The following is an 11,978-nucleotide window of genomic DNA, read 5'->3' on the forward strand; positions in this document are numbered from 1 at the left end:
CGCCACCGCGGGCCCGGCCGGCTCTCCTAGCCTGGGGCCATGAGCTCCACCGACCACACGACCCCGACAGACACCACAACCGGCGCCGCCGTCGGCATCGTCTCCGACGACGGGCTGGCCGCCGCCCGCGTCGGCGGCGCCGTCGAGGAGCGCGACCGAGTGCGCACGGTGGTCGGCACCGTGCCGCTCAACTCCGACGGCGACCTGGACCTGGCCGGGGCAGGCGAGCGGATGCGCCGCGAGGAGGGCTGGTCGCGGCTGATCTACGTCACCGACCTGCCGCTGACGGCCGAGCGCCGCCCCGTGGTCCGCCAGTCCCGCCCGGACGGCTCGGTCGCCGTCGTCTCGCTGCCCGCGCTCGGCGTCCTCGGCGTCTCCCGGCGGCTGCGCCGCCAGCTCGCCGCGCTGCACGCCTTCGCCGAGGAGTCCGGGGACGACAGTGAGACCACTACCGCCACCGGCGGCGACGGCGAGGGTTCCGACGACGAACTGGCCGCCACCCACGTCCTGCGCGGGCCGCTGGCCCGGCTGCGGCTTCTGGCCGGCATGATCCGCTGCAACCGCCCGGCCACGCTGCTGCGCGCGCTGACCGGCTGCCTGGCAGCCGTCGCCGCGACCGGCGGGTTCGGCATCTTCTACGGCTCGATCTGGCAGATGGCCCACTCGATCCCGCCGTGGCGCCTGGCGCTGACGGCGCTGGTCTCGGTGGCCGTGCTCTGCGGCTGGCTCGTCTTCCACAACGGCATGTGGCACCGCGGCGGGCGGGTCTCGCCGTGGCGGCGCCGCCTGGACAACCTGTCCACGCTCGGCACCGTTGGCCTGGCCACCTGCGCGATCTACCTGGCGGCGGTGGCGATGATGCTCTTCCTCGCCGTCGTGGTCGTCCCGCCGGACTACCTGGCCGAGCAAATCTCCGCGCCCGTCGGCCCCGCGACCTACCTGGCCATCGCCTGGTTCGCCGCCTGCCTGGGCACGATGGGCGGCGCGCTGGGCTCCAACTTCGACCGTGACGTGACCATCCGCAGCGCGACCTACTCCAAGCGCGAGTACGCCCGCCGCGTGCGCTCCGGCTACTACGACGAGGAGGACGGTTCGCAGCAGGTGCGGGGGTAAGATCAGACGTCACCATGTCGAAGAAGAAATCCGCCGCCGCCACTCCCGCCCTCGAGCAGCTCGACGCCGCGGGCATCGACTACCGCCTCGAGCGCTACAACGCCGACGCCCACTCCGCCGACGGCTTCGCGCTCGACTCCGCCGAGCACCTCGGCGTGGACCCCGCGGCCGTGTTCAAGACGCTGATGACGGTCCTCGACGGCGACGAGGCGCTGATCGCGATCGTGCCCGCCACCGCGACGCTGAACCTGAAGAACCTCGCCCGCGCCGCCGGCGGCAAGCACGCCGAGATGATGGACCGCAACCGCGCGCAGGTGGTCACCGGCTACGTCGCCGGCGGCATCTCCCCGCTGGGCCAGAAGCACCCCCACCGCGTCTTCCTCGACGAGTCCGCCATCCTGCAGGAGAACATCTTCGTCAGCGCCGGCCGCCGCGGCTGGTCCCTGGCGCTGGCCCCCGACGACCTGCTCGCCGCCGTCGGCGAGCAGGGCGCCTACGCCGCGATCGCGGACTTCACCCGCCACCACCACTAGCTCGATTGCCGACGTCCCGCCGGTCACCGGGGCTGCACCACGCACCCCGGGCGCGGGTGCGCGCCGGGGGCGCGCACCGGGACGTCGTCAATTGAAGAGGCGTCAGTACGGCGCGATCGAGGAGCGGTGCGGGTCGATCGACAGCTCGGACTGGATCGGCGGGAAGGCGCGCTGCGGGCAGCCGGCGCGGGTGCACACGCGGCAGCCGGTGCCGATGCGCGCGGCCGTGGAGACGTCGTCGAAGTCGAAGCCCTCGGCGTAGACGGTGCGGTGCGCATGGCGGGTCTCGCAGCCCAGCCCGATGACGAAGAGCTTGCCCGGGGTGTTGAAGGCGCCCTGGTGGTGGCGCACGGTGCGCGCGATCCACAGGTAGGTGCGCCCGTCGGGCATCTGCGCGAACTGGCGCGAGATCCGGCGCGGCTGGGAGAAGGCGTCGTAGACGTTCCACAGCGGGCAGGTGCCGCCGGCCTGGGTGAGGTGGAAGCTCGTGGCGGACTGGCGCTTGGAGACGTTGCCCGCCCGGTCGACGCGGATGAAGGTGAACGGCACGCCCGTCAGGCGGGGCCGTTGCAGCGTGGACAGGCGCGAGGCGACCGTCTCGTAGCCCAGCCCGAAGGTGTGGCAGAGCAGCTCGACGTCGTAGCCGGTGCGCTCGGCCTCGGCGTGGAAGAGCCGGTAGGGCAGCGTCAGGGCGGCGGCGTAGTAGAGGCCGAGGCCGCGGCGGGCGAGGTTGCGGGAGTCCTCGCCGGTCAGCGCCTCGTCGTCGAGGAGCGGCTCGATCAGCGGGGACTGCTCGAGGTGGGCGAGCTCCGCGGCCATGCGGAAGGCGACCTGGCCGGGGTCGAGCAGGCGGGACAGCCGCAGCCTCAGGGTCTCCGGGTCGAAGCTGTGCAGCACCCCGCCGGCCGGGTCGACGTACTCGATCTCCACGCCGTGGCGCTCGTTGAGCCGCCGGGCCAGCGTCTCGGCGAGCTCGGCGACGCCGAAGCGGCGCACGCTCAGCTCCGCGGCGGTGTCCTCTGCGGCGCGGTCGAGGGTGTCGATGTAGTTGCGGCGTGTGTAGAAGAAGTCGCGGACCTCCTCGTGCGGCATGGAGGTCGACAGGATGCCGAGGTTGCGGCGCCCGAGGCGGCCGCCGGGGGAGTCCTCGCCGTGGGCGTCGTCGGGCAGGCGGCGGGTGTCGGTGGCCAGGGAGAGCTTGTCGCTGACGTTGCGGTACCGGCGGTGCATCTCGACGAAGGTGCGCGCGATGCCGGGGTGCTGGCGGACGAACTCGGAGAGCTCCTGCATGTCCGGGGTGCGCGCGCCGAGCTCCTGGTCGAGGACGACGTCGCGGACCTCGGCGACGAGGCGGGAGTCGTCGTCGCTGGAGAAGAAGGCGGCGTCCACGCCGAAGGTCTCGGTCACCCGCGCGAGGACCGCGACGGTCAGCGGGCGGACGTCGTGCTCGATCTGGTTGACGTAGCTGGCGGAGAGCCCGAGCGCCTCCGCGAGGGCGGCCTGGCTGAGGTCGCGTTCGCGGCGCAGCTGACGCAGCCGGCTGCCCACGTAGACCTTTCCCATGGCCCGTCATCTTAGCCGCCGGCCTCCCCGCGGGCTGTGGGGGTCGTCGGGAGGCGGCGCCGGGGCGCGTGCCAGGAAACTGGGAGGAAACGGCGGTCTTTCAACCTAAAGGTTGACACCTTTAGGGGTGATGCAAAGGAGAGTCGAATAAATGGTGACCAATCTCACTATTAGTAAAAACCTACTGCATCTCATATCGTCCGCGCCGTTATTTTCGGTCTTTAGGACCTACGGGACCAAACCTCTAGGTAAGCCTGTCCTAGGAAAAATGGGGGGGGAGGTGGCGGACGTATCGGGTACCCCCATTAACGGGTGGGTAACGCGGGGCGGGACCCCCTAGAGTTGGAGGGGACATTGGAGGTGTCATGACTGTCAAAAACCCGGACCGTGAAGCAATCCGTCACGGCAAAATCTCGACCGAGCCCCTGCGCGACAAGCCGGCCGTCCCGTCTTGGGCGCTGAAGCTCGGCATGGCCGTCACCGGCCTGATCTTCTGTGCATTCGTCGTCGTGCACATGGTGGGCAACCTGAAGCTCTACCTGCCCGCCCACGAGGACGCCCACGGTGTCGTCCGCCCCGCTCTCGACATCTACGGCGAGTTCTTCCGCACCGTCGGCGAGCCCATGTTCCCGCGCACCTCGCTGCTGTGGATGCTGCGCATCGTCCTGCTGGCGTGCCTGATCATCCACGTCTACGGCGCGTTCGCGCTGCACGGGCGTTCCCGTCGCTCCCGCGGCAAGTTCAGCCGCAGCAACCTGATGGGCGGCATGAACTCGTTCGCCACCCGCACGATGCTGGTCACCGGCGTCGTCCTGCTGCTGTTCCTCATCTTCCACCTGATGGACCTGACCATGGGTGTCCAGCCGGCCGCAGCGGACGTCTTCGAGCACGGTGAGGTCTACGCCAACGTCGTCGCGAGCTTCTCGCGCTGGCCGGTCGCGATCTTCTACATCTTCGCGATGCTGATGCTGTTCCTGCACCTGACCCACGGCATCTGGCTCGCCGCCAGCGACCTGGGCATCACGGGCAAGCGCACCCGTCAGGTCATCCTGTTCCTCGCCTACCTCGTCCCCGCGATCGTCGTGATCGGCAACATCATCCTGCCGCTCTCCGTCGTCGTCGGTTGGGTCAGCTAGGTAACGCGACAGCGACCATCAAGGGACGACTAAGGAAAAAGGAATTCCATGAGCACTCACACTGAAACCCAGGAACGTCCGGAGTTCACCGCACCGGACAGCAGCGTCGAGGGCGTCAGCCTCGGCAGTGTCCTGGACTCGCACGAGCCCAAGGGCGTGCCGACCAAGGACATGTGGCAGCACCAGAAGAACCACATGAACCTGGTCTCGCCGCTCAACCGCCGCAAGTTCACCATCCTCGTCATCGGCACCGGTCTCTCCGGCGGTGCCGCGGCCGCGGCCCTCGGCGAGCTCGGTTACACGGTGAAGTCCTTCACCTACCACGACGCCCCGCGCCGCGCCCACTCCGTCGCGGCCCAAGGCGGCATCAACGCCGCCCGCGGCAAGAAGGTGGACAACGACTCCGCCTACCGCCACGTCAAGGACACCGTCAAGGGCGGCGACTACCGCTGCCGCGAGTCCGACTGCTGGCGCCTGGCCTACGAGTCGGTCCGCGTCATCGACCACATGAACGCCATCGGCGCCCCGTTCGCCCGCGAGTACGGCGGCTCCCTGGCCACCCGCTCCTTCGGCGGCGTGCAGGTCTCCCGCACCTACTACACCCGTGGCCAGACGGGACAGCAGCTGCAGCTGTCCACCGCCTCTGCACTGCAGCGGCAGATCCACCTGGGCAACGTCGAGATCTTCACGCACAATGATCTGCAGGACTTCATCATCACCGAGCACGACGGTGTGAAGCGCGCCCGCGGCATCGTGACCCGCAACCTGGTCAACGGCGAGCTCCAGACCTTCCGCGGCCACGCCGTGGTGCTGGCCACCGGCGGTTACGGCAACGTCTACGGCATGACCACGCTGGCCATCAACTCGAACTCCTCGGGCATGATGCGCGCCTACGAGCGCGGCGCCTACCTGGCCTCGCCGGCGTTCATCCAGTTCCACCCGACCGGCCTGCCGATCAACGCGGACTGGCAGTCGAAGACGATCCTGATGTCGGAGTCGCTGCGTAACGACGGCCGCATCTGGTCGCCGGTCACCGAGGGGGACGACCGCGACCCCAACGACATCCCCGAGGACGAGCGCGACTACTTCCTGGAGCGCCGCTACCCGGCCTTCGGCAACCTCGTCCCCCGTGACGTCGCCTCGCGTGCCATCACCCAGCAGCTCGAGAAGAACCTGGGTGTCGGCCCGAACCACAACTCGGTGTACCTGGACTTCCGCGACGCCATCCAGCGCCTCGGCAAGGACACCGTGGTCGAGCGGTACTCGAACCTGTTCAAGATGTACCACGAGGCCGTCGGCGACAACCCGCTGACCAGCCCGATGCGCATCGCCCCGACCGTCCACTTCTCCATGGGCGGCCTGTGGACCGACTTCAACGAGATGACCTCGATCGACGGCCTGTTCGCCGCCGGCGAGTGTTCGTGGACCTACCACGGCGCCAACCGCCTCGGCGCGAACTCGCTGCTGTCGGCCTCGGTCGACGGCTGGTTCACCCTGCCGTTCACCGTGCCGAACTACCTCGCCGACCACCTCAACGAGCCGCTGATCGACGAGAACGACCCGGCCATCCAGGAGGCCGTCGACCGTGCCCGCAAGCACATCGACTACTTCCTCAACAACGACGGCCCGGACCCGCACGGCCCGGACTACTACCACACCAAGCTGGGCAAGCTGCTGTACTACGCGTGCGGCGTGGCTCGTGAGGACCACACCACCCGCGACGGCATCGCCAAGATCCGCGAACTGCGCGCCGACTTCATGAAGAACGTGCGCGTGCCGGGCCGCGGCGACGAGATGAACCAGGTCCTGGAGCGCACCCTGCGCCTCTACGACTACTTCACGCTCGCCGAGCTGATGTGCGTCGACGCCCTGGACCGCGACGAGTCCTGCGGCGCCCACTACCGCCTCGACCATCTCTCCGACGAGGGTGAGGCCGAGCGCGACGACGAGCACTGGTGCTTCGTCTCGGCATGGGAGGACAACGGCGAGGGCAAGTTCATCCGCCACGCCGAGCCCCTGCACTTCGAATCGATCCCGCTGCAGACAAGGAACTACAAGTAATGAAACTTCATCTTGAGATCTGGCGTCAGGCCGGGCCGACCCAGGACGGCGCCTTCGAGTCTCTCGACGTCGACGACGCGGTTGAGCAGATGTCGATTCTGGAGCTTCTCGACCACGTGAACGGGAAGCTGATCGAGCAGGGCAAGGAGCCCTTCGCCTTCGCCTCCGACTGCCGTGAGGGCATCTGCGGTACCTGTGGTCTGACCGTCAACGGTCGTCCGCACGGCGCCGGCAAGAACTCGCCAGCGTGCCAGCAGCGCCTGTTCAACTACAACGACGGTGACACGCTGAAGATCGAGCCGTTCCGCTCGGCCGCGTTCCCGATCATCAAGGACATGGTCGTCGACCGCTCCGCCCTCGACCAGGTCATGGAGCAGGGCGGCTACGTCTCGATCAACGCGGGTACCGCCCCGGACGCCGACACGCTCCACGAGAACCACCAGCTCGCCGAGTGGTCGCTGGACCATGCCGCCTGCATCGGCTGCGGCGCCTGCGTCTCCGCCTGCCCGAACGGTGCGGCCCACCTGTTCACCGGCGCCAAGCTCACCCACCTGTCCAAGCTCCCGCTGGGCAAGGAGGAGCGCGGCCGCCGCGCCCGCAACATGGTCGACCAGCTCGAGCAGGACTTCGGCCACTGCTCGCTCTACGGCGAGTGCGCCGACGTCTGCCCGGCGGGCGTCCCGCTCTCGGCAGTGGCGGCCGTCACCAAGGAACGCGCCCGTGCCGCCTTCCGCGGCAAGGACGACTAAGCTGAAGTAACACAACGGCGGACACGTAGAAAAGGAAGTCGACAGATGTCCCAGCACAGCGTCGTCGCCGACACGGCGTCGGAGACCCACCCCGCCTACACGGGGCGGATGCACTACATCGAGGGCTACGACCCGGTCAGCTTCGCCGCGCCGCACTCGTCGCTCGTGCGCTCCCGCACCTGGATCGGCATGGGCATGGTCCTGGCCGGTCTCGCCCCGCTCGGCATGCTGCTGTGGGTCGGTGCCATGCAGACGCGTAGCGCGTCCTTCGAATTCCCGACCACGACGTACCTGATCATCGGTATCGTCCTGGCGGTCATCGCCCTGGGCGTCGGGTCCTCCCTGATCTACAGCGGACGCAGCAAGTACTTCCAGTACCGGAAGGAGACCGGGCGCAAGAACTAGCCCGGCGCCTTCGCGCGCACGTCCGGGTCGATCTCGCCCCGGCACCTCCAGGCGGCGCGGCAGGTTCCCTCAACGGGGAGCCGCCCGCGCCGCTTTCTGCTGCACGCACGGCGCCGGTAGCGTGGGGGCGGGTCGAGCGCCAGGGAGGAGGACCGGGATGCTCCGCAAGATCGGGATGATCTGCGCCGCGCTGATCACGCTGATCGTCGCCGTGCAGCTGATCGCCGCCGGCGTCGACATGCTCTGAGGCCGCCCGCGGTCAGCGTGCCGCGGCGGGGGATAATGGCCGCATGGGACGACATGAACTCCTGCCCGCAGGCGACACCGCCGCGTCCGGCCCCGGTACCGATTCCGGTGCCGTCGACGTCGCAGCGCCCGCCGGCACCACCCACCGCGCGATGCCCGGGCCCAGCCCCGAGGTCGAGGCCGAGCGCCGCGCCGCGCTGCGCCGCCACAAGGCGCTCGTCACCGGGCTGCTCGTGGTCGCCGCCACAATCTTCATCGGCTGCGCCTGGTGGCAGGCCCGACCCGACGGGGCGCCTGTCTGGGTCGGCTACGTGCGCGCGGCCGCCGAGGCCGGCATGGTCGGCGGGCTGGCCGACTGGTTCGCCGTCACCGCGCTCTTCCGCCACCCGATGGGCCTGCCCATCCCGCACACCGCGCTGATCCCGCGCAAGAAGGACCAGCTCGGCGACGCGCTCTCCGGCTTCGTCGGCGAGAACTTCCTCAACGCCGAGCTGATCACCGAGAAGATCGCCGCCGCGGACATCGCCCGGCGCCTCGGCGAGTGGCTGGCGCGCCCCGAGAGCGCGGAGCGGGTCTCCGCCGAGGCGGGCCGACTGCTGGGCAACGCCGTGGCGGCCGTCGACCCGGAGGAGGCGCGCGAGGTCATCGACCGCAGCGTCATCCAGCGCATCGCCGAGCCCGAGTGGGGCCCGCCGATCGGGCGCATGCTCGCCGAGCTGATCAAGGAGGGCAAGCTCGACCCGCTCATCGACGAGGCCGTCGGGTGGGCCGACCGCGCCGTCCAGGGCTCCGAGGAGCTCATCGTCGACCTCGTCGACCAGCGCAAGCCGGTCTGGGCGCCCCGCTTCGTCAACAACCTCGTCGGCGAGAAGATCTACCGCGAGCTGGCCAAGTTCACCGCCGACGTCGCCGCCGACCCCGCCCACCCGGCGCGGCAGGCGCTGCGCCGCCGCCTGGCGGAGTTCACCCGGGACCTGCAGCACGACCCCGCCATGATCGCGCGTGTCGAGCGCTGGAAGACCGGCGTGATGTCCTCGCGGCCCGTGCGTGAGGCCGCCGCGGCCATCTGGGACCGCGGCTCCGAGCTGCTCTCCGAGGCCGCCGCCGACCCCGACTCCGCGCTGCGCCGTCGCATCGCCGGGCTGGCCCGCGAGTGGGGCGAGCGCCTCGAGACCGACCCCGCCCTGCGCGACTCCGTCAACCGGCGGGTGGTCGGCGCCGCGGCCTTCCTGGCGGAGAACTATTCCGACCAGATCACCGGCATCATCGCCGAGACCGTCCACGGCTGGGACGCCAAGGAGGCCAGTGACAAGATCGAGCTGATGGTGGGCAAGGACCTGCAGTTCATCCGACTGAACGGAACCGTCGTCGGGGCGCTGGCCGGACTTGTTATTTACACTGGGTCGCAGCTGCTCTTCGGCGTGTGACTCACGCCGGGGGCGCCTCCCGTTCGCACCACCGCAACGACACCGCAGCCGGGGCGCCGGCGAACCCGACGCCGCCGGAGACCGAGGAAGGACTCCCCATGACCAACCCCACCGACGGCCCGGACCGCAGCAACGAACCCCTCGACCGAATCGGGGAGGCGGCGCGCAGCCTGCGCGGCGTGATCAGCGAATTCGCCGGCAACCTGCGCGGTGACGACGCGGCCCCGTCCGGCCGGCACGCCGCCGAGACCGAGAGCCCCGGCCTGATCGACCGCATCAAGGAGGCCTCCCGGCAGGTCAGCGACGCCCTCGGCGAGATCCACGGTGTCGACGACGCCAAGGCCGCCGGTTCGCGCCTGGCCGACGAGGTCGAGGCGTACGTCTCCGAGCTGACCGCGCGGCTGCATGAGGCCGGCGACCGCACCGCCGAGTCCGGCCGCCCGGCCGAGGCCCGCGCCGCGGTCACCGACGCCGCCTCCGCGCTGCGCGCCGCCGTCGACGGCGCGCTCAAGCGCCTGCGCGCCGGTATCGACGACGCCTCCGACGGCGGGGTGGGCGAGCGCCTGACCGACCTGCGCCGCCGGCTCGATGAGATCCTCGGCGGCGGCACGGACGGCGACGGCGCGAACGGTGCCGCCGGCGCGAACGGCGCCGAGGACGCGGCCGCCGGCGACACCGGCACTCCCGATATCATCGACGGCGAGGTCGTGGACGACGGCCGTACCGGTAACTAGGAGAGGTTGACTTTTGACATTGGGTGGAGTGGCGGTCCTGCTGACGGCCCTGAACTGGTTCAAGTTCGCCCTGTACGCGATTGCGGGCATCTTCGGGCTGATCGGTGCCGTACAGGCGGCGACGACGCGTGAGGACGCGTTCACGGCCGCCGACCGCCAGCAGAAGTGGGTCTGGGTGGGCCTGCTCGTGCTCTCCGCGTTCTTCGTGGTCATCGGCCAGCCGCTGATCTTCCTGTCCTGGATCGGGCTGGTCATCATCGGCCTGTACTGGTGGGACGTCCGCCCGCAGCTGCGTTCCCTGATCAACGGGTCCGGCGGCTGGTGAGCCCCGAGGCGAACGCCGCAGCCGCCGCCCCGGCACGCCTGGGCGTCGACCTGACGGCACCCGGCGCCGTGCCGGACACGACCCCCGCGCAGACCGTGCGGCAGGCCGCCGCGCGCGCCGGTCAGGCCGGCCTGGGCGCCGTGCTCGCGCCCTCGGGCTGGCTGCCCCCGGACACCGGCGAGGACGACTCTGCGGCACCCGTCATCGCGACCTGCGGTTTCCCCTACGGCCGCCAGCACGACCTCGTCGCCGCCTCCGAGGCGCGCCTGGCCGTGCAGTTCGGCGCCGTCGGCGTGCTGCTGGGCCTCGACCCGGCGGTGGTCGCCCACGGCGGCGAGAACGCCGTGCTCACCCGCCTGGTCACCGCCCGCGAGGCCGTCTCCGAGCAGGTCTGGCTCGGCGTGCTCCTGCCCGCGGCCACAGCAGGCTCGGGGCTCGAGTACCTGGTGCGCACGGCCGCGCGCGCCGGCGTCGACGCCGTGGTGCTCGACGCCCGCGAAAGCGCCGAGGACCTGGATCGCCGCGTGCTCGAGTGCCGCGCGGGCCTGGGCGGCACCGCCACCCGCGTTGACGCCCTGCTCGGCGACGCTGAGGCCGCCGCGGGCGCGCTCGAGGCGGGCGCCGGCCGCGTCTTCCTCACGGATCCCTACCCGTTGCTTGCCGACGCCGCGCGCTGAGCACCGTCGGCGCACCCGCCGACGCCGCGCGTGCGCGCCCGCCGGGGGCGCGGCGGGGCGTCGTCAATTCAGGCGCGCAGCGCCGTCACCCGACTAGGCGGCCACCGGGGTGCGCCGCGGGGGCTCCACCGCCGCCGCATTCGCGTGCGCGCTCTGCCCGGCGCCCAGCTCGGCGGGGGCGCTCGCCTCGGAGAGCGGGACGTCGTCACCGCTGACGGTGACCACCGCGCCGCCGTCGACGACGCGGAACTCCTCGACGCGCAGCCCGCCGGTCGAGGCGGGGTCCACGGCGTCGTCGACGGAGCCCTGCAGGGCCTGCTCGATCATCTCGGTGACCTCCTCGGGCAGGTCGAAGCCGAAGAACGTGGTGCCCAGCACGTTGAAGGTCACGGTGCCGTCGGCGACCTGCGGCTGCATCTTCAGCGTCGCCGCGCCGTCGGTGAACTCGAGCTCGAGGGCCTGTGACTCCGGGTCCGAGGTGACGTCGGTGACCTTGATCAGCTGGCGCATGATCCCCTCGGCCAGGCTCTGCCCGTCCGAGACCCGGGTACCCGAGGTGGAACGGGAGCCGGCCTGCTCGAAGGCGCGCTGGATGGCGGCGAGCATGAACTCGTCGGGCACGTCGGTCGTGGCCTTCAGGTGCCCGGCCACCGGATTGTCCTGGTCGGTCAGGTCCAGGTCGGTGACGTGCACCTTCGCCGCCGGGGTGCCGCTGACCTCGGGGGAGCCGGCGTCGGTGCCGGTGATCTTGAGTGACTCCGGGGTGTCGATGTCCATCTGCGGGATCACCCCGCGCAGCACGCCGAGGGTCAGCGGGCCCGCCCCGAAGGAGACCTCCGGGTCGGCCTCGGCGGTCACGCCCTGGGCCTCGGTGGCCTCGCGGAACTGGGTCTTCATCTGCGATCCCAGGTACCAGCGCAGGCCGATCTCGGCGACGAGCAGCAGCGCCAGGAGCACCACCGCCACGATGAGCAGGGTCTTCCACAGGGTCTTCATCACCTGACCAGTG

At 70.7% G+C, this 11,978-nt stretch carries 12 protein-coding genes; 10 read left to right on the forward strand and 2 right to left on the reverse strand.

Going from position 1 to position 11,978, the window contains the following annotated elements; genetic code table 11:
- Positions 1–39: 39 nt before the first annotated feature.
- The gene (locus QP119_RS08385; RefSeq protein ID WP_284775248.1) at positions 40–1,113 is read left to right on the forward strand and encodes a hypothetical protein; all 1,074 of its coding nucleotides are present in this window, start codon (positions 40–42) and stop codon (positions 1,111–1,113) included.
- Between the two features lie 14 nt (positions 1,114–1,127).
- Complete coding sequence (ybaK, locus tag QP119_RS08390) at positions 1,128–1,646, forward strand: Cys-tRNA(Pro) deacylase (protein ID WP_284775250.1); 519 nt, start codon at positions 1,128–1,130, stop codon at positions 1,644–1,646.
- Between the two features lie 102 nt (positions 1,647–1,748).
- Here ybaK and ramB read toward each other — a convergent pair whose 3' ends face one another.
- The gene (gene ramB / locus QP119_RS08395) at positions 1,749–3,209 is read right to left on the reverse strand and encodes an acetate metabolism transcriptional regulator RamB (RefSeq protein ID WP_284775251.1); all 1,461 of its coding nucleotides are present in this window, start codon (positions 3,207–3,209) and stop codon (positions 1,749–1,751) included.
- Positions 3,210–3,574: 365 nt separating this feature from the next.
- Here ramB and QP119_RS08400 point away from each other — a divergent pair, with 365 nt between their 5' ends.
- The 8 genes from QP119_RS08400 to QP119_RS08435 all read left to right on the forward strand — a co-directional run bounded on the left by QP119_RS08400 (position 3,575) and on the right by QP119_RS08435 (position 10,969).
- Positions 3,575–4,345, forward strand: a complete 771-nt coding sequence (locus tag QP119_RS08400) for a succinate dehydrogenase cytochrome b subunit (protein ID WP_284775253.1) — start codon at positions 3,575–3,577, stop codon at positions 4,343–4,345.
- Positions 4,346–4,393: 48 nt separating this feature from the next.
- Positions 4,394–6,406 (forward strand): fumarate reductase/succinate dehydrogenase flavoprotein subunit, encoded by a 2,013-nt coding sequence (locus QP119_RS08405; RefSeq protein WP_284775255.1) that lies wholly within the window; start codon positions 4,394–4,396, stop codon positions 6,404–6,406.
- Complete coding sequence (locus tag QP119_RS08410) at positions 6,406–7,155, forward strand: succinate dehydrogenase/fumarate reductase iron-sulfur subunit (RefSeq protein ID WP_284775256.1); 750 nt, start codon at positions 6,406–6,408, stop codon at positions 7,153–7,155. The genes QP119_RS08405 and QP119_RS08410 overlap by 1 nt, the downstream gene beginning before the upstream one ends.
- A gap of 45 nt (positions 7,156–7,200) precedes the next feature.
- Positions 7,201–7,560: a hypothetical protein gene (locus tag QP119_RS08415; protein WP_284775257.1), complete on the forward strand. Its 360-nt coding sequence runs from the start codon at positions 7,201–7,203 to the stop codon at positions 7,558–7,560.
- Between the two features lie 290 nt (positions 7,561–7,850).
- Positions 7,851–9,233 carry a DUF445 domain-containing protein gene (locus QP119_RS08420; protein ID WP_284775259.1) on the forward strand — a complete coding sequence of 461 codons (1,383 nt, stop codon included), beginning with the start codon at positions 7,851–7,853 and terminating at the stop codon, positions 9,231–9,233.
- Positions 9,234–9,331: 98 nt separating this feature from the next.
- The gene (locus tag QP119_RS08425) at positions 9,332–9,967 is read left to right on the forward strand and encodes a CGLAU_01105 family protein (RefSeq protein WP_284775261.1); all 636 of its coding nucleotides are present in this window, start codon (positions 9,332–9,334) and stop codon (positions 9,965–9,967) included.
- A gap of 28 nt (positions 9,968–9,995) precedes the next feature.
- The gene (locus QP119_RS08430) at positions 9,996–10,292 is read left to right on the forward strand and encodes a DUF2516 family protein (RefSeq protein ID WP_423777783.1); all 297 of its coding nucleotides are present in this window, start codon (positions 9,996–9,998) and stop codon (positions 10,290–10,292) included.
- The gene (locus tag QP119_RS08435; RefSeq protein ID WP_284775262.1) at positions 10,289–10,969 is read left to right on the forward strand and encodes a hypothetical protein; all 681 of its coding nucleotides are present in this window, start codon (positions 10,289–10,291) and stop codon (positions 10,967–10,969) included. Before QP119_RS08430 ends, QP119_RS08435 begins: the two co-directional genes overlap by 4 nt.
- Positions 10,970–11,062: 93 nt before the next feature.
- Here QP119_RS08435 and QP119_RS08440 read toward each other — a convergent pair whose 3' ends face one another.
- Entirely contained in the window at positions 11,063–11,965 is a 903-nt protein-coding gene (locus tag QP119_RS08440; RefSeq protein ID WP_284775319.1) for a DUF2993 domain-containing protein, read from the reverse strand.
- Between the last annotated feature and the right edge of the window lie 13 nt (positions 11,966–11,978).

The organism is Corynebacterium frankenforstense, from assembly GCF_030211955.1.
Classification (GTDB): domain Bacteria; phylum Actinomycetota; class Actinomycetes; order Mycobacteriales; family Mycobacteriaceae; genus Corynebacterium; species Corynebacterium frankenforstense_A.